We start from the raw sequence: 18,539 nt of genomic DNA, 5'->3' as shown, positions 1-18,539 counted from the left end.
CATGATGACATCGTCGTCTCCTTACGCATTGGGCATCATGACCACGCAAATCGAAGGAAATCCGCCTTTCTTAAACCGCGGCTTTTACCGCCGACTAACTTTGGCCGGCAGCCATGCCGGATTTACGGTTTTTGTGTTTTCACCTCAATCCATTGACTGGCTCACAGGGAAAGTGAGAGGCTACGCTTACGATTCCACAACAAATCAATGGCTATCCCGGTATTCCTCATTTCCAAACGTTGTGTATGACCGCTGCTTCTTCACCAACCGGCAGCAGTACAACGAACATCGTACCGCTGTCCGCAGACTTCGGGAGCAGCACAGGTCTGTTCTTTTCTTAGGCTATGGCCTAAGAGGCAAATGGGAGGTGCAGCACATGCTTGAGCAGGACGGCCGCTTCAACAGCTACCTGCCGAGGACCGAAGCGATGCGCAGCTTGCGCTCGGTCGCTGACTGGCTGCGCGCAGACGACGAAGTGCTGCTCAAGCCGCAGAGCGGCTCGCAGGGCCGCGGGGTGCTGCTCGTGCAGCGCTGCGGTACCGGCGCTGCTGACGCGCAGGCAAGGGCCGGCGCCGCGGCCCAAGCAGGGGCGTCCGCGCCTGCCGCGGCGCCCGCGTTCACCGTGCGCGGACGCGACGCGCACAACCGCCATGTCGGGCGCAGCTTCGCTGACGCGCCCGCGCTGCTGCGCTGGCTGCGCCGCTTCACGGCGCAGCGAAGCTACCTGCTGCAGCAGTACTTGCTGCTGCAGACCCGCACCGGCGATGCGTACGACGTACGCTCGCTTGTGCAAAAGAACGGCGCCGGCCTCTGGCAGGTGACCGGCATGGCAGTTCGCCGAGGTCAAGACGGCAGCTTGACCTCGAATCTTCACGGCGGCGGCATCGTAGAATTAGCGGTTCCGTTCCTGACCCGCCAATTCGATCCCGATATAGCAAGCAGCATCGTGAGCAAGCTTCACGAGCTTTCGTTATTAATACCTGAAGCACTGGAGAAGTATCACGGGCGGCTAGCCGAGTTAGGTATTGACTTCGGTATCGATGTCGAAGGAAAAATATGGATCTTGGAAGTTAATTCCAAGCCAGGCCGTTCCATCTTTACTTATCTTCAGGATAACCATGCACGCATTAAAGCTTTAACTCATCCAATCCGTTATGCTCGCTACTTACTTCAAAATGCTCATCAGCGGGCTGTGAAGGAGTAGTTTTATGATAGGCTCAGTCCGGTTCAACCAAAAAAGCTCTTTCTAACTGCTTTTTTAACGAAAAGCTCAGTTTACGCTTACGATACCAGCTTTTCTAGCGAAAAGCTTAGCACATGCTTACGAAGCCAGTTTCGCTGAAGCGAAACTCATAGGAGGAAAACCATGAGTTTGACCACTTGCACGATTCATGTGACGCAGAGACAGGAAAGAGTCATCTACTTGACCAGTGAATTGGCGAGATCCCTCAAGCTGTCAAAGACTAAATCCGTAACCCTGCACCTGGGCAGCAAAAGTGTCACCGCAGGCCTGCGTTTACTGAAAAAAACCGGGAATCATCTACATGTGCCGCTATCTATCATGTCTCAACTGCATATCCCTTATCTGGGTACAAGTACGATAGTGTGCCACAACGGCAAGGACATCCGAATCGGTCCATTGATCGGGGTTCTTACAAGCGTCAATGGAAGCACTTCGGCTCCATTCGGCTCAAGAACCGAATTTATCCGGCAATTTATGCGGGTAGGGGCTGAGAAATCGTACTACTTTGGCTTTTCCCCACGCGACGTGAACTGGTCCCAGCAGACGGTTACAGGAACCTTTCAGCGCAGAGAGGGTGGCGGATGGTATCGCAAAACGGTACCGTTACCCGATGTTGTATATAATCGGCTGCCCAGCCGCAAAGCGGAAAAGCTGGCTTCCATGAATGCATTCAAACAGCGGTTTGTACGAAAAAATATTCCGCTTTTTAACTGGGCTTTCTTTGATAAATGGGATGTTTATAATTTACTCGAAGGCAGCGATGCTTTTCGCTATGTGCCAGAATCGCATATCAACCCCTCCTCCAGCCAGATCAAGGAGATGCTCGATAGACACAAGTTTATTTATCTCAAGCCTACAGGAGGAAGCCTGGGAATTGGCATTTACCGACTGACCTACAACCCCAAACGCGGCTACTATGCCCGTTTCCGTCGTTCCGGCAAAAATGTTCTGCTCCGTTTCAGCAAGTTCGAATCGTTGATGTCCTTGTTAAACCGCAGCAATGGACGCCTTAACCATTATGTAGCTCAGCAGGGAATTCGCTTGATTGAGCTTGACAGCTGCCCTATCGATTTCCGCTTCCATCTGACTAAAAACATCAATAACAACTGGGTAGTAGCTGGAATCGGCGCCAAAAAAGCCGGGAAAGGCAGTGTAACGACACATGTCCGCTCCGGTGGACAATTGATGACGCCAGACCAGGTGCTGCGGCAAATTTTTGGCTCCAGAGCAGATCAAGTATTAAGCAATGCGAAGGAAACCGCAATTAAACTTGCTGAAGCCATTGAACGAAATGGCAAACATCTTTTGGGTGAGCTTGGCTTTGATATTGGAATCGACCAAAATGAGCGCATATGGATGTTCGAAGCGAACTCCAAACCAGGAAGATCTATATTCAAACATCCCGCCCTTAAAGGAGAAGGTAAAGCAGCTTTGCAATATGTTTACGACTACTGCTTATACCTCAGTCGATTTCGAGCAAGGAGGGATTCCTAAATGGAACCACTCTTACACCAAAAGCCGCAACGGCCTACACTGGCCATTCTCACTTATTCCGACGAAACACGGGTTTTTAGAGGAAATAAAGAAAATTTTGTCGATTTAATCCGCGTCGGTGAAGAAAGAGGCGTTACTGTTTATGTCGTAACTACCGCTGATTTCAAGCTCACCGATCAAACTATGTTAGGATACTCTTATAATTTTCAGACTAAATCGTGGAAAAGAGGGCAGCAGCCCCTACCGCATGTCGTTTATAACCGTATTCCTTATCGGAAATTCGAGCTGCTCCCCGATGTGCAGCAAATCATTCAAACCTGTATGAGACATGGGCAAATTCGCTTCTTCAATCCTTCATTTTTTAATAAATGGACTCTGTTCGAATGGCTGAACAAATCCAAGGAAACACAAACTTTCATTCCAACAACACAAAAGCTGACTTCCGGAGATGATCTGGAGCAGCTTTTGCAAAAGCATTCCAACCTTTATTTAAAGCCGGTCAAGGGCAAGGCCGGGAAAGGCATTATGAAGGTTAGCAGGCTTTCGGATAAACAAGCCAAATCACGTAAATATCAATTGAGCATACAGGAAAAAACCAAGAGCCACATTTCGCGCTATACGAATGTCCCTCAGCTCTGGACGCAAATAAGGCAAATGGTAGGATCGAAGGACTATATCATGCAGCAGGGTATTGCGCTATCGAATTACAAACAGCGTCCATTTGATCTTCGTGTTCTCGTACAGAAAAACAGCAAGGGGCTGTGGACCGTTGCCGGAGTTGGAGCTCGGCTTGCAGGCAAGTCCAGCATAACGACACATGTCCCCCGGGGAGGGTCCATTGATGACCCCTCCAAGCTGCTTGAAGCAGGCTTCGGATCGCTTACTAGCAAGAAAATTTTGAACCGTACCAAGCAGACGGCTTTGATTCTCGCCAAACAGATTGAGAAAGCAAGCGGAACCTCGCTGGGTGAAATGTCCCTGGATTTAGGAGTAGATACTACGGGCCAGATCTGGTTTTTCGAAGCCAACTCCAAGCCGATGAAATTCGATGAACCCCATATCCGTAGAAGATCACTGGATAACCTGATCCGATACTGTATCCATTTATCTAAGCTATCCCCTAGAAAAGAAGTACGGTCTGCTGTTCGCGCCAAGAAAAAAGCTGCCAATTAGACTGACCATAAAGCAAGATAAGCAGGTGACAAGTGATGAGCATTTATCAATTAGGTGTTTTGGCCATGTATTTGCCTGGAAGAAAGCTCGAAGAGCTTTCCTTCTTTCGCAAATTGAGTGTACACGGGCAAAAGCTTGGGATTGAAGTGCTTGTATTTACTCCCGACGATTTGGACGAATCCATGAATAAAATCAATGCTCTGTTCTTTCATTCTCCTACTCAGCAATGGCGCCGCAAATGGATACCGTTTCCTGGTCTGATCTATGACCGCTGCCGCTACCATGGGATCGACAATTTTCACAAAATCAGTAAATTCCGTTCCCAGAACAGCAAGCTTCGTTACCTGAGTAAACCTTTGGCTAACAAATGGACTATGTATCAAATTTTATCGGAAAAACCGGAGATTGCCGCTCATCTTCCGGCAACCGTCCGCTACAATGGGGATAAAGAGTTAATCAAATTTTTGAAGCAGCACCGGCGCGTGTTTTTAAAACCTCGCAATGGTACCGGAGGACGTGGAATCGTTCGACTTCAGAGCATGAGTGATTCATTATTCATTCTCCAGGGACGTGACCCTCAGAGAAGAATCATAAACGCCCAGAAGGTCAATGCAAACCAAATATCTGCAAGGTTAAGCGGTTGGAAGCTGGAAGGACGTTATATCGTTCAGCAAGGTATTCCTCTTACATTGAAGGATGGACGCGTCCATGATTTCCGTATGCTGGTGCAAAAAAATGGCAAGGGCCAATGGCAAATCACCGGTTGCGCCGGTCGGGTGGGACCGAAAAATTCGGTCACCTCAAACCTTCATGGGGGTGGCTCCGCCATTCCTATGGAAGCGCTCCTTAAGAGACGTTTTGCCGATCAGACCAAGATCAATGCCATTAAAAATGATGCCTATGAGCTAGGGATGAAGGTTGCCCATTTCACCGAAGAAAAATTCGGAATCCAATGTGAGATAGGCATTGACCTGGCGGTTGATCCTAGTGGCAAGGTGTGGCTTTTGGAGGTTAACCCGAAACCATCGCGGGAAGTCTTTTATCGGATAGGCGAGCGTGAAATTTACCGCAATGCCATTGTCCGTCCTCTGGAGTACGCCCTTTGGCTGTTTAAGAAAAAACCGTCAGATAGTAAGGAACAATGAATATAGAAGAGCCCCCTCCGTGTAATTGGAACACGTGAAGGAGCTCTTTTCGTTTGGTTAGGTTCTTAGTATGATTCGTCCGTAGTCTAATTTCTAAAACCCGAATTAAATCCATGCTTAACCGACTTTTACTGTGAGATCAACAGCATCGGGGTTCTGTATGGACCTGAATATGTTTAATCTTAAATGTAGTATCTGTGATTCGAGGTTCGGGATTCGTGATTCAAGGTTCGGGAGAATAACGGAAGAGTTTTTCCGCTATTTCCAGATAATACCCAAAACTGAAGAATTACAGGAAGCTTTAGTTCCGTTATCTCTTCATTTTGGGCATAAAAAGGCTCGCAATCACCCTAATAACGGAATTGCAGCTTCCGCTATCATCTCAAATTAAGCAAGATGGAACTAATAACGGAACTTTCAGCTCCGCTATGGTACTTTGCAGCCGTTTATCCCTTGTAACATCAGAAGTCTACGGTACTCGCTTAGATCCCAAACCCACGTTGTAGCGTTACATGGCGATCGGTCGAACCCCACGCGGGTTGTCCAGGTTTATTACTTAAACCTTCTGTTCGTTTGGTGCCCCTTTTAACGTTCAATCAGTTCCAAAAGCTGGCTAAATTGTTTGATTCGAACATGAGCATCCTCTAATTCTCCACCGCTTTTGAAATCAGCGTAATCGCAGCCGATAACTGTCAAGCCATTCTTCAGTCCGGCTTCCACATCAGAGGAGCGATCGCCAACCATCCAGGCTGAACGGATACCGTAGGTGTCCAGCAGCATCCTGACTAGATCAACCTTGGAGCGCGTTTGAAACTCACCCGCACTGTACAGCCCTTCGAACAACGGACCAATGCTTTTATGTGCTACGACCTCTTTTACATAAGACTCCAGGCCGTTACTTGCGACAAACAATCGAACGCCTTGCTGATGGAGCGCAGTTAAGGTTTCCGCCACACCTTCGTACAAGACTCCTTCTCCGCCAGCTAAACCGTTCAACTGGTAGTCCAATAGCAGAACATCAGCACGCCTATGTACGACTTCATCTGAATCAGGCATTACCTTCTGCCAAATATGCTCAAGCAGCATTCCCAGGCTGCCTAGAATCACACTTTCCGGCGGTGTATCGCCGCTATAAAGCTTCTCTGAACGCAGCTGATCGAACGTTGCATGATAGGCTGGCAAAAGAAGCGTTTCCGTTTGAAATAATGTTCCGTCCAAATCAAATATCATGGCTTCCGGCTTTTGAAATGTTGGTAACAAACCCTGATCCCTCCCAATTTGACTAATCACGTTCTATACAACCATGATTCTCTAGTATTGTCAAACAGGACTTGTACCTCACAAACACGGATAGATTAACAAATAGATCAGCTCAAAGTCTTTTTTCTGTTGCCCCCGCTGAATGCAAATGACATAATAAATTTAAGAAATCATCTCATCCCTTTAGGAGGACTGCCAATTTATGCAGCAGCAAAATTACAGCAATCACCGCAAGATGGATCCGCCTTATCATTATGTCCTGTCTTTTCTATGTCTGCTTATTCTAATTGGCTCCATCTGGTTTTTAATTGCATCAGGCAAAGTTTTTGAAGGCTTGCTTTTCCTTGCAATAGCTCTTGCGCTGCTGATCTTGTTTCTTAAAGTCCGAGGCTATGGGTTAAGGGCACAGGACCGCGCTATTCGCGCCGAGGAGAACCTGCGGCATTTCATTCTTACCGGTATGCCTCACGACTCCAGACTAACGATAGGCCAAATCATAGCTCTAAGATTTGCAAGCGATAAGGAATTTCCTCAATTGTCTCGTAAAGCGGCAGAAAATAATATGAAGCCAGACGACATCAAAAAAGCCATTAACAGCTGGCGTGCTGATCATAATCGGCTTTGAAAACATACACAAAAAACCGTCGTACCTATTCAATCATACTTGATTGGATAGGTATGGCGGTCTTTTTTTCGTTCAAATTGTTCCAATCTTTGCAATGGCACCATTTACCACATCACCAAATAGAGAGTTTGCAACAGCCATGTAGAATGTATAGTTTATTGAAACTTTTTTAAGGGGGCCTACTTATGTTCTTCTTTTTAAACGAGCTTTACTGCAACCGATACATCAAAAAAATGCTATACACATTTGTGGCTATCGACATTGGTATCCTTGCTGGGCTTATCGGCAAATAATACAACGAATCCCCTAGCCACAACCTTGCTACATATAAAAGCTCCCTGTCATCAAAATGACGATTGGGGCTTTTTGGCTTTCACATAGCGCCTGTAGATTCAATCTTTTGTTCTGGGGACAACTTTAATTTTCTATAGTAATCTCGATCTCTGTCCTTAATGTTTTGGTATCTTGATAAGCATGATTGAGGATGTAACGGGCTTCTACCCCGATTTTGTAAGTGCCGGCCGGAAGGTTGGTAGGAAGCAATCGCGTATCATTAATTTTATTGTCAGGATTATGATAGTCAAAATTATATTGCTGCTGCAGCCACTGAGGGAAGATTCGATGGTATTCATCCCCGGGCTTTACTGTTAAAGGAAAGAGAGCTAATGTTCCTCCTAAATCTGACCGGTTTCCTTTCTGATCCTCGATATAGAAACCCATAAATTTACCAGAATACTCAAGAGCGAGATTTGAGTCACCCTTGTACCGTAAATCTGCTCGAATATTCATAAATTCATTCTTCTTATAGGATGCTTTCTCTGAAAACAGGAACAGGTTAAATATATCGTTTTCTTTATTTGAGTGTACATCCGATTTAACTTCTAAAAACGATGGAAATTGCACGTTAATTGTTTTGTCCGATTCATCATACGCAATATTGGAACCCATATTATCAACTAAAAAACGTGTCGGCACATAAGTGTCCCCATCGATATTTAACGTTTTGTAATTCGATGGAAGCGCTCGTTCTTGGCCATTAAACGTATATTTAACAGGAAATAAAATAGCTTTAATAGTTTCCGAAGCATACGCAATGTTACAAATAGATATAAGCAAGCCAAAAATTAGACCGACAAAAAACTTTTTCATACAAATCCTCCTGCTTATTAAAAATCTATCTACCTAGATCATCTTTATTATATTCTAATTAAATCATCACTGTAACTATAAGAACAATATCTCACCACTAAATTGTTAAAGGAATGAGGTTGCTTTGCACAACCGCATTCCTTTTTACTTTTAATATACTTAACTTAAGGAGTAGCTTCCGATACGATTCTCACATTGTAACTCCAAGAATGTTAGAAGCATGACATTTATCAGTGCCTTGTCTTCCATGAATAGCTCCAGAACCTTCAAGCTAAAAAAGAGGTTAGCCTAGCTTTTACACCTGCTCAGCAATAGTATTTAGCCAAATAAAAGCCCTCAATTCATGAAGAATGAGGGCTTTATCAATAGCAAATCAGCTTCATATCTACTTTCATACAAATCTCTCGTCATCAGCCACACAACCTTTGATCTTTAAAACACCTTCTTCACATCCTGCTCCGATTTCAATATCTCTACCGCCTCACGAAAGCGCAGCGAATGAATAATCTCCCTTTCCCGCAAAAATTTAAGGCCATCCTGCAAATCCACATCATCCGTCAAGTCGATCAACCACTGATATGTAGCCCTTGCCTTCTCCTCCGCAGCTATGTCCTCGTACAAGTCCGCTATTGGGTCTCCCTTGGCTTGAATGTATGCAGCTGTCCATGGTACTCCGGAAGCATTGTTGTAGAACAATGCCCTATCATGGGCAGCGTAGTAATCATCCATTCCGGCAGCCTTCAGCTGCTCCATAGTCGCGTCTTTTGTGAGCTTATAGACCATAGTCGCTATCATCTCAAGGTGGGCAAATTCCTCAGTCGAGATATCCGTCAATAATCCAACCACTTTATTAGGGATCGAATAGCGTTGATTCATATAACGAAGTGCAGCTGCAAGCTCTCCGTCAGCCCCTCCGTACTGCTCCATTAACAGCTTAGCCATCCTTGGATCACATTTGCTGACTCTTACTGGATATTGCAGCTTTTTCTCATAAATCCACATGCTTTTGCTCCTCTCCCTTCGCTAGCAATCTGCATCGTCTAACGGATTTATACCTGCCATGGCCAAGGTGTTTCAACCCACTGCCACGGATGTCGGGAATAACTTCGTCCATAGCTCTGCAAAGGGCCGAATGCCGATTCAAACTCATGCGCGAGCTTCATCCTAGTATGAGCGCATTGATTGTATTGTTTAAGAGCTTGAACGTCGGTCGGATGGGTATCCAAATATAAAGTCAACTCGACTAAAACAAAGTCAACCGCCTGCAGCTCTTGCAGCTTCGTATAGTACTGCTCAGGCAACTGTTGTTCCATGAAACCAGCTCCTTTCAAATTAACATTTTGAATCGTACGGGCTGTATAGCATAGGCCATAGCGTACCTAGTTTTAATGCTTCCATCGGAGAAAATTGAGGCAAATTCATTGGCTGAAATTGAATGTACAATTGTGGAGGTGTACTATACGTTTTCATTCTGATGGGTGGACAGGGGTCGAACGGACCAATAAACGGATACCATACTTTTTCTTGAGACGGCAACATGGCTGATAACCTCCTTAGAGCTTTAGCGGGACTTGCTTCAACAGCTTGCATTTGGGGGGATAAGGAACTGCTATTTATACATACTTATCTGGTTATCTCGTCCTTTATGAGTAGAAATTGAAAAACATATTAGTGAAAGGGTATATCAATGATCGTCAAAAAAGACCCGGTATTATATCTATTTGACTCTATAAAATGCTTGTCAGTGCCGCAATTGTTATAATGTTCATACAGGCTTATAAGAGTATCGGTGGGGGGAGACGAGACGTATGATCATTTATCCGATTTTAGAAGAAGGAGCAACAATAGGAGTAACAGCGCCCTCATCCGGGGTAAAAGCTGAGCTGCATGATTTGCTTAAACTTTCATGCAGCCGTATCCAGACCAAAGGATTCAATGTCATTTGTGGAGATACTGCTTGGACTCAAGAAAAGGCTAAATCATCACCTGCCAAAATACGGGCTAAAGAGTTCAATGCTATGATGTGTGATGATAAGATTAATATGATCATTCCTCCTTGGGGTGGAGAGTTGTTAATTGAGATCCTTGAAGATATTGATTTTGAAAATTTAAAGAGCAAATGGATACTAGGGTATTCAGATACAAGTGTATTGTTAATGGCAATCACGATAAAGACAGGCATAGCGACTGCTCATGGAACGAATCTTATGGATTTAAGAGGAGAATATTCGGATCACACCACAGCGATGTGGCAAGCTGTCTTATCAACTAAAACTGGTGAGTCAATCCTCCAGCATTCTTCACTAAAGTATCAAAAGGAGTGGGATTACACGGCTCCTTCGCCATGCGTCTTCCATTTAACGGAACCAACATATTGGAAAGCTGTTTCAAATATGGATGTGAAAATAAAGGGTCGTTTGCTCGGAGGATGTATCGATGTGATAAGACATTTGATTGGCACACAATATGGCGATGTGCGGCATTTCCAACAACAATTTATTCATAATGAATCCATATTGTGGTATTTAGAAAATTGTGAGCTGACGACAACAGATTTGCGCAGATCATTAGTTCAAATGAAATTAGCAGGATGGTTTGAAAATTGTTCAGGTCTTATGTTCGGTAGAAGCAATGCCAATCAGCCTGTTGATAATTATACAGTTGAAGATATTTATAAGGAGCTTTCCGAGGAGCTTCAAATACCAGTTATCTACGATATGGATTGCGGTCATGTTCCTCCACAAATGACGCTCATTAATGGGGCATATGCAGAAATAGAAATAGAAAATGGCAAAGGGTCTGTCATGCAATTTTTTAATCCATAGCGACCTTATTGTTGTAACTGCAATAGTTCAAGGGGTACCCCTATAAGAGGCTGTCCCAAAAGGGTATCAGTGAATGAATCCGTCCCAAACTATGTACAAAGACGCCTCCAAAACCACCATGTAAGCGGAAAATGGAAGCGTCTTTTTTGTAGGGAAATTCCTATCAGATTGGGGGTTCGAAAACCGAAAAATGAGTCCGGCCGCTTTTTGGATGTTACTTAAGTGATGGGGCGAGAAGCGATGTTCAAAGACTGCTTTCAATCTAGAGGAGACCATGATTTGTAGGGGCCGCTGCCGAAGGAAAGAAAATAGATGGAAATTGTAACGCTAATCCAGCGTGGATATCGCCTGAAATCAATCTAACTGGAAAAACTAACTCTAATATAGGTGAAATGGTGGATATCAGCCAAAATACGTAGAATTAGCATGAGGAATTCCAGCTGTAAGACTTGGAACGCTATTTTCGGAGTAACTAACTTGACATTTTCCTGATAATTGCACGGAGTGCGCCAGACTACCATGCAATGCCGTAACCGAACCACGAACCCGATACCCGCGATGAGTACGCGCTGGAAAGTGACCTCATCTTATTCCTCACTAAGAATACACAAGAATATGCAAAAAAGCCTTCAGCTATTAAAGTGGAATTGAGGGCTCTTTTGCAACCATCTATTCAGGATAAAATGGTGGAGGGGGTGTCTCAAAATGACTTTTGGGACACCCCCTTTTTCCTAAATAGGTCAATTATCATGTAAATACGTTTATTGCACCTGAAAAGAGTACATCTGGTAAATATATCCACCAAATCTTATGTATTTTAAACATGCTTTAATCCAGCTTAATATTGATTTGCAGAAGCCCTACGCGGCGCAGCGCTTGATACACAATTATCAGTACAGGTCCGAGAAACAACCCTACTACACCGACCAGCTTAAAGCCTAAATACATGCTCATGAGCGCTGCCAACGCATTGATTCCAACGGCATTTCCGATAATTTTGGGTTCAATCAGTCTTCGGAACAGCATAATGATCACAAGTAAAATCAAAAGTCCAACACCTAGAAACACATTGCCCACCAGCATACAATATAAAGCCCACGGCACCAAAACAGCGCTCGTACCTAGAACCGGCAGCAAATCAACGACAACTATCAGCAATGCTACCGCCAGAGGGTACTCAACTCTCAAGAACAGCAAACCAATTAATGTAACGATATAGGTAAGCAAGCTGATTAGAAGCTGTGCAAACATAAACCCAAGAAGCGCACGCCGCAGATCAGCCAGCACACTGATAACCTTAGCCTGCGATTTGTTCTCAAATAACTGCAGGAAGGATTTTCTAAGCATGGGCAAACCATAAGAAATCAAATACAAGCCAATCACAAACACAACAAAAAATACGAATAAATTCGGTATCGTCTTTGCAACTCCTAGGAAATAGCCGGATACCGCAGTTACAATGTCTTTAATATTTTCCGTAACCGTATTAACTCCAGTCTCCACCAGACTTTGTAACTGCTCGGCAAGCCCTGACGGAAGTGTGCTGTAAAAGATTCTGGTCTTCTCCGATGTGTCATCTAGAAATCTCTGTGCATTATTCAGATAGTCGGGAGCATCTTTCCAGAATTGGATTAGCTCCGACACTATCTTAAATCCGACTAGATAAAAGAAACCCAGCATGGCTGCTGTAAATAAAGTACATACAGTAGCCGCTGACAGCCCCCTGCCGAAATGGGCATATTTCATGAGCCCCTGAATCAGACGCTCCAGAAAAATCGCGATCACCAATGCCATTAGAAATGGAAAACCAATGGTGAACATCCCATAAATCAGTACCACGCCAATGGCACAAAATAGTATTGTCCTAAGAGACATGAATCGGCAGACCCCCTTAACTATTTTAAGACGCCGACTCTTCAGTTGCTTTGCGTGTTGTAAAATCGACATCCTTGTAATATGAATCTACAACCAACAGATTAGGTCCGCAGCATTGAACCGCCGGACAATGGCAATTGACGGAACCATGAAGCGGATGCGCTTCCCAGCGTGCAAATACTTGTTCAAGTGTATCTGCATGGATATTACCCAGTGCAGGAACATCCGAAAAGTCAGTCACATACACATCCCCTGTGAACAGATTCACATTCAGACGATTACGTCCATCCGGATCGTTGCGTACAGTTACATTAGGTTCACCACGGAGTCTTCGGAGCAAACTTTGATCTTCTCCCAGCATGCTGCAGGCATAAAAAGGCAGTGTTCCAAACAACAACCAAATGCTGGGGTCCCGCTCGTCCAAAAGCTTGTTAATCGATGCCCTGAATTGGTCCAGTGACAGAACAGGCAAATTAGAAGCAAACGAGCTCGGATACATAGGATGAACCTCATGTCGTTTGCAGCCCATCTCCACAATAAGACGGTGTATATCGGACAGTTTGTCATGCGTACGGTAATTGATCATGGATTCAGCTGAGATCAGCATCCCTCCACGGCTTAAGGCAACCGTATTCTCTATCATTCGTTCATATAGCTTTCCTGACGTTTGCTGCTTAACAGGATGGCTTGACCGGACGAACCCAACCTGATGGAAGTCATCAGCCGATGTATAATTAAATGAAATATGCATAACGTCCAAATAAGGAGCTATCAGTTCATACCGGGCCAAATCCAATGTCAAATTTGAATTAAGCTGAGATCTAATCCCTCGGCTGCGGGCATATTTAAGAATGGGAACGATGTAATCCCGCACCGTTGCCGCGTGGTAGCTTGGTTCTCCACCTGTAATACTAATGGTTTCGAGATGCTCCACCTGATCCAGCTGCTGAAGCACTTTGGACAGTGGAATTTTCGGACCTTCTGTCATTGTTAGCGTCTCCCCAACCGCGCAATGCTCACAACGCATATTGCACAGATTGGTTACAGTCAGTTCAACGCTGGTTAAAATATGCTTGCCATGCCTATGAAGGGAACGGATCGGATCCCAGGGGTCATTCTGAGGTGTAATGGCAGAAACCTCGGGATTCAATTTATGTATCATCTTGTATTTCACACCTGACTCATTAATTATTTTACCATCTATTGTATCCTATGATGCTTAAAAATGAAAATGTAACCAAAACCATTTTTTCCAACATAATCATAAATGAAATAAAAATACAATCGCCGCTCAACATCCAATGAAGGCTGTTAGCGGCGATTGATTTGGGTAATAGGGGTCTCAAGCAGATTCAATTTCATTAACTCCTGTAATCATTAACGACAGCCTCTTCGATAAATCTACATCCTGCGGTGCTTGGGACTCCTGCCCGTCCTCATCCGTCAGCACGCGAACAATCGGCCTCTGTGGGACGAGCTTGTTCAAACCGACCACAATGCCAGATTCGCCTGTATTGAGCGTTACCGTTAGTCCAATCGGATAAATCGCAATTTTATCGCGGAACAGCTCAATTTTACTTTTATCATACAATGTTTCTGTGCCGGCAAAAATAATTTCCATCGCTTGATGCGGCAGCATCGCTTTTCGATATACCCTGTGGGTAGTCATGGCATCGTAAGAGTCTACCAAGCCTATCCAGCGAGCATAATCGTGAATAGCCGTGCCCTCAATACCACGCGGATATCCGCTCCCGTTTAGCCGTTCGTGATGCTGGAACGCGCAATGTGCCGCCAAAAGCGGAATATTCGGCTCGTCCTTAAGCAGATAGTAGCCGTATTCAGCATGCTTTTTAATACAGGAAAACTCATCATCGGTAAGCTTGGCATTTTTGCGCAGCAGCTCGATTGGAATCTGAGTTTTGCCGATATCGTGAAGCAGAGATCCAAGCCCTAAAGTCATTAATTCATCGCGATTATAGCCATGCGCCATCCCAAGCATCGTCGAATAAATACACACATTCAATGAATGCTGAAACAAATAATCATCCATAACACTCATATTCGTCAGCATAATCATGGCATCCTTATGACCGCTCAAATCATCAATGATCAAATTCATGACATCGCGGAATGCTCTGCCCATCTGGACAAATCCGACCGATTTGCGCTTCATGGAATCATCCATCAGCTTGCGAAAGGACGTACGAATTTCCGATATGGCTCTCAGCCTTGTGCCATCACTCAAAATTTCAGGAATGATAATATCGTCTGTCCGTGGATCTGCTATATAAAGAAAATCGACTCCATGTTTACCTAATCTATTAATTAAAGTTTGAGTTAATTCGACCTGTTCCCCCAGAAGGACTAACCCTTCTTCGTTGTAAATCTTCTTCCCCAGCTTCATTCCAGGGCGAACCATGCTCAGAGGTAGCAAACGCATATGTACAACCACGTCTTCTTTCTTCAGAAGTTCACATTATCTAGCATAAATGTACTGGATTCAAGTAAAAAGAGCAATACATAATTCCAAATTTCGACATATTTTTTAGCCCCCACACTTAAAATAAGGCTTCATGCACAAGCAGCAGCTTCTAAAAAGTTCAGTAATACGTTACTTTGCAACTACTTTGTGCCTCATAATTAACCTTGGTTTCAGACAAATTGGAATAGGACTGGTTTTGGGACTTTTGAATCATAGGTTACCTAAAAGCCAGCTTGAAAGTATTAAGTTTTTCTAAACACTAAACAAAGAGTTGTGTGCCATTCCATAACAAGCTAAAATAGAAGGTGGTTTGTACAAAACAACTGGGAGGCTTTTATGTTAAGTTACTGGATTTCGATCGTCTTAGGTGTTGTGGAGGGACTTACTGAATTTTTACCTGTATCTTCAACAGGACATATGATTCTGACGCAAGCGCTTCTGGGAATTCCGGAAGATAATGAAATGTTGAAAATATTTGAGATCGTAATCCAGCTTGGGGCCATTATGGCGATCGTAGTATTGTATTGGAATCGAATTCTTCGTTTGTTTGGTTTAAAAAAGGATCCTGCCCGGGTCGGCAAAAAGAAGCTCAACCTGATCCATATCCTAATTGGTATAGTACCAGCGGGTGTTGTAGGACTTCTACTGAATAAAGTGGTTGACAAATATTTGTTCAATCCAAAAATGGTTGTAATCAGTTTAGTGGTCGGCGGTATTCTCCTTATTGTAGCTGAAAAATCAAGAGCACCAAAAACAGCGGTCGAGCTGGACGATATTACTTACCGGCAGGCGTTTTATATTGGACTGTATCAAATATTGTCCGTTATTTGGCCAGGCTTTTCCCGTTCGGGTGCAACGATTGCCGGGGGCATGCTATCCGGTGTCACCAGAGGCGCCTCAGCGGATTTCACCTTCATTATGGCAGTTCCTCTTATGTTCGCGGCTTCAGGGTTATCGATCTTGAAATCATACAGTATGTTCACCATGGATATTGCCGGCTTTTTCGCCGTTGGCTTCATTGTATCCTTCATTGTAGCTTTACTTGCGGTTGTCACCTTTATCAAGCTCGTTTCAAGTATTAAACTAACTTACTTTGCTTACTATCGCTTCGCCGTTGCCATCTTATTTGCACTTTATTTCTTTATACTATAGGACGAAATTTCCTTTTAGAGTACAAAATGATCGGTTTACAAAAAATGACATTCGAACTGAGAACAGTTTGAATGTCATTTTTTTGTGTACAGTTAGTGTTCATTAAACTCCAAACCAACGCTGGACATTGCTCTGCTGAATGGCCTCAGAATCCTGAAGTTCAGTTCGCATGATGTCCCGCAAAAACTCAGGTAGAAAATACTGAACTCCTCTGCCTTTGGATAAAGAATGGTACCCCACGCCAAACGTAAACATATCGATAGTAGCGACCTGGTATTCCTTTTCAACCGCTAAGAGCTCAGAGCCAATCCATACCCGCTTGATTTTTGCATAGGCCGGAGCGTTCAAGTCATACTCTATTCTCAAGCCGTCTACATTCAACATCCCAAGCACCTTTCCACGAAATCCGAAGCCATAGAGCAGCTTCTCCTGAAATTCTGGAAGCAGGGATTCTTCCAAAGCTTGCAAAATGTTCTCGCCGGAAAGCAGCATCAAGCACGGATTAATCGGGGATGGGCATATTTCCAGCAGCCGCCCTACTGTAACGGGGCCATTCGCTAAGCCTTCCAGAAACTGCCCTGCGTTTACTATGCCAATATCGACCCCAACTCTCTTGCGCAAGCCTTCGGCTAACAGATTCCCAAGCGGCGCTTCCTTATACCACTCCGCAGCCAAAGGCTGCTGCAAATAGGCAACTTCGCGCGAGAGGACTTGATTGGAGCTTGCTTCATACCGCTCAATTACAGCCTTTACCTGGTCATCCCCAGACTCTGCATAATCATCAGTTCTTCTTACATAGCCTTCAATCGTAACGGGCTTCCGCGTAAAAGCATCGATATGCACATCCACCACGCCAAAATATTGACCGAACTTACCGGCAGCGCATACTACGGTATTCCCTATCCTCTGTGGAATTTCTAACAAATGGTGGGTATGACCGCCCAGAATAATATCAATTTCGGGAATTTCTGCTGCCATTTTTTCATCATTTCGCAAACCAAGGTGTGATAATACTACGATCAAATCCACTTGAGCTCGAAGCTCTCGAACCAGATTAGCCGTAGCCCGGATTGGCTCTTGGATATCCCAGCCCAAAAGTGTGTAAAAGTCAGTGAAATAGGCAGTGACACCGATAAGCCCGATCCGGATGCCACCTTTCTCCACGATATGATAAGGGACTCCCCAGGACGGCACCTTCCCTGTCTCCGAATCCAGCAAATTACTGCATAACACTTTGAAATTCGCCTTAGAGCTGTATATGTCATTCAAAGCTTCTTTGGTAAACGTCAATCCTTCGTTGTTGCCAAGCGCTACTGCCTCATAGCCGGTTTCATTCATAACTGCCAAATTCGCAGAGCCGCTGCTGCCTTCCGTTTGGGGCCGCATACGATCCATATGGTCTCCAATATCGAGCGTCAATGTATGCTCGGCTCCAGCGGAGGCTCGAAGCTCATGGAAGGCGGCTGCTATAGACGGCATCTGTTCAAAATGGCTGTGAATATCATTAGTATGAAGGATTCGAAGCCGCAGCAGTGGTGAGGTCATTTCCGCCACCCTCCTTTTTATGTGTTTAGTAACTGTCTTATTTTTTGAATTTAAGTTCTTCTATTGAAACCTGGTTCTTAAAACCATAAGTAGCCTCAGCAGATGATACTTGATAGGTGAATCTTATCTTCACCACACTTTTAACATTCAAGCACTCGCTGCTCCCGTCGGGAACGTACAGGCGAATCGGAAAACCTTTCTTCAGCGGCTCCCCATTCTGTTCATATAAAAAAGCGGCTTGACTCAGCTGCTCCCAGGGAATCTTCGCTTGGAACTCATCAACAGCTTCAACTTCCATATGGGTTGGTGTCCGGTCTGAGTCTGCACCTTGCTGCCGCTGCCACGCGCCGTACCAGGTCGGCAGATCGAATGCCCTGCCTGCAATACCTTGCACACGATCCTCCAAAGATAGATGCAGAGGCGCCAAGGCCTTCAATTCATCTACAGTAAACTCAGCATTTCCGCACAATTCATCATATACACTGACTTTCATACCTATGCCTCCATCATCCCAAACTACTCGCCTCTTACCATTTCAAGTATCCCTCTATTATACCATTAACCCGTCAAA

Annotated in this window: 17 protein-coding genes; 7 read left to right on the top strand and 10 right to left on the bottom strand. The window is 44.6% G+C overall.

Translation table 11 applies throughout. The annotated features are described in order from the left end of the window. The first annotated feature begins 1 nt into the window (after position 1). The 4 genes from NV381_RS25840 to NV381_RS25825 all read left to right on the top strand — a co-directional run bounded on the left by NV381_RS25840 (position 2) and on the right by NV381_RS25825 (position 5,055). Positions 2-1,204: a YheC/YheD family protein gene (locus NV381_RS25840; protein ID WP_258216183.1), complete on the top strand. Its 1,203-nt coding sequence runs from the start codon at positions 2-4 to the stop codon at positions 1,202-1,204. A 162-nt stretch (positions 1,205-1,366) separates the two neighbouring features. Continuing rightward, a complete protein-coding gene (locus NV381_RS25835) occupies positions 1,367-2,737 on the top strand; it encodes a YheC/YheD family protein (RefSeq protein ID WP_258216182.1) in 1,371 nt (456 codons plus the stop codon). Then, positions 2,738-3,910 (top strand): YheC/YheD family protein, encoded by a 1,173-nt coding sequence (locus tag NV381_RS25830; RefSeq protein WP_258216181.1) that lies wholly within the window; start codon positions 2,738-2,740, stop codon positions 3,908-3,910. Positions 3,911-3,945: 35 nt separating this feature from the next. Then, positions 3,946-5,055, top strand: coding sequence for a YheC/YheD family protein (locus NV381_RS25825; protein WP_258216180.1), 1,110 nt, complete (start codon positions 3,946-3,948; stop codon positions 5,053-5,055). Positions 5,056-5,640: 585 nt separating this feature from the next. On the opposite strand, the gene NV381_RS25820 is transcribed toward NV381_RS25825, so the two are convergent. Next, complete coding sequence (locus NV381_RS25820; RefSeq protein ID WP_258216277.1) at positions 5,641-6,285, bottom strand: HAD hydrolase-like protein; 645 nt, start codon at positions 6,283-6,285, stop codon at positions 5,641-5,643. Positions 6,286-6,517: 232 nt separating this feature from the next. Between NV381_RS25820 and NV381_RS25815 the strand changes: the two genes are divergently transcribed. Then, a complete protein-coding gene (locus NV381_RS25815; RefSeq protein WP_258216179.1) occupies positions 6,518-6,940 on the top strand; it encodes a DUF6526 family protein in 423 nt (140 codons plus the stop codon). A gap of 417 nt (positions 6,941-7,357) precedes the next feature. Here NV381_RS25815 and NV381_RS25810 read toward each other — a convergent pair whose 3' ends face one another. The 4 genes from NV381_RS25810 to NV381_RS25795 form a co-directional block, all read right to left on the bottom strand. After that, the gene (locus NV381_RS25810) at positions 7,358-8,089 is read right to left on the bottom strand and encodes a copper amine oxidase N-terminal domain-containing protein (protein ID WP_258216178.1); all 732 of its coding nucleotides are present in this window, start codon (positions 8,087-8,089) and stop codon (positions 7,358-7,360) included. A gap of 432 nt (positions 8,090-8,521) precedes the next feature. Then, positions 8,522-9,091 (bottom strand): manganese catalase family protein, encoded by a 570-nt coding sequence (locus NV381_RS25805; protein WP_258216177.1) that lies wholly within the window; start codon positions 9,089-9,091, stop codon positions 8,522-8,524. A gap of 47 nt (positions 9,092-9,138) precedes the next feature. Beyond that, the gene (locus NV381_RS25800; protein WP_258216176.1) at positions 9,139-9,402 is read right to left on the bottom strand and encodes a spore coat protein CotJB; all 264 of its coding nucleotides are present in this window, start codon (positions 9,400-9,402) and stop codon (positions 9,139-9,141) included. A 19-nt stretch (positions 9,403-9,421) separates the two neighbouring features. Further along, positions 9,422-9,628: a spore coat associated protein CotJA gene (locus NV381_RS25795; protein ID WP_258216175.1), complete on the bottom strand. Its 207-nt coding sequence runs from the start codon at positions 9,626-9,628 to the stop codon at positions 9,422-9,424. A 269-nt stretch (positions 9,629-9,897) separates the two neighbouring features. Between NV381_RS25795 and NV381_RS25790 the strand changes: the two genes are divergently transcribed. Further along, entirely contained in the window at positions 9,898-10,914 is a 1,017-nt protein-coding gene (locus NV381_RS25790) for a S66 family peptidase (RefSeq protein ID WP_258216174.1), read from the top strand. Between the two features lie 828 nt (positions 10,915-11,742). Here the strand turns inward: NV381_RS25790 and ytvI are convergent. The 3 genes from ytvI to NV381_RS25775 form a co-directional block, all read right to left on the bottom strand. Continuing rightward, a complete protein-coding gene (gene ytvI, locus NV381_RS25785) occupies positions 11,743-12,789 on the bottom strand; it encodes a sporulation integral membrane protein YtvI (protein ID WP_258216173.1) in 1,047 nt (348 codons plus the stop codon). A 25-nt stretch (positions 12,790-12,814) separates the two neighbouring features. Further along, complete coding sequence (gene yfkAB / locus NV381_RS25780; protein WP_258216172.1) at positions 12,815-13,951, bottom strand: radical SAM/CxCxxxxC motif protein YfkAB; 1,137 nt, start codon at positions 13,949-13,951, stop codon at positions 12,815-12,817. Positions 13,952-14,131: 180 nt separating this feature from the next. Continuing rightward, on the bottom strand, positions 14,132-15,229 hold the full coding sequence (locus tag NV381_RS25775; RefSeq protein ID WP_258216171.1) for an HD-GYP domain-containing protein: 1,098 nt from the start codon (positions 15,227-15,229) through the stop codon (positions 14,132-14,134). Positions 15,230-15,607: 378 nt separating this feature from the next. Between NV381_RS25775 and NV381_RS25770 the strand changes: the two genes are divergently transcribed. Further along, complete coding sequence (locus NV381_RS25770; protein WP_258216170.1) at positions 15,608-16,423, top strand: undecaprenyl-diphosphate phosphatase; 816 nt, start codon at positions 15,608-15,610, stop codon at positions 16,421-16,423. 102 nt (positions 16,424-16,525) lie between these two features. Here NV381_RS25770 and NV381_RS25765 read toward each other — a convergent pair whose 3' ends face one another. Together NV381_RS25765 and NV381_RS25760 are read right to left on the bottom strand one after the other, a co-directional pair. Beyond that, positions 16,526-17,968, bottom strand: coding sequence for a bifunctional metallophosphatase/5'-nucleotidase (locus tag NV381_RS25765; protein WP_258216169.1), 1,443 nt, complete (start codon positions 17,966-17,968; stop codon positions 16,526-16,528). Positions 17,969-18,005: 37 nt separating this feature from the next. Beyond that, a complete protein-coding gene (locus NV381_RS25760) occupies positions 18,006-18,461 on the bottom strand; it encodes a molybdopterin-dependent oxidoreductase (RefSeq protein ID WP_258216168.1) in 456 nt (151 codons plus the stop codon). Positions 18,462-18,539: the final 78 nt, after the last annotated feature.

The sequence above is a fragment of the Paenibacillus radicis (ex Xue et al. 2023) genome, from assembly GCF_024722015.1.
Lineage (GTDB): Bacteria > Bacillota > Bacilli > Paenibacillales > NBRC-103111 > Paenibacillus_S.
This window is presented reverse-complemented; position numbering and strand designations above follow the sequence as displayed.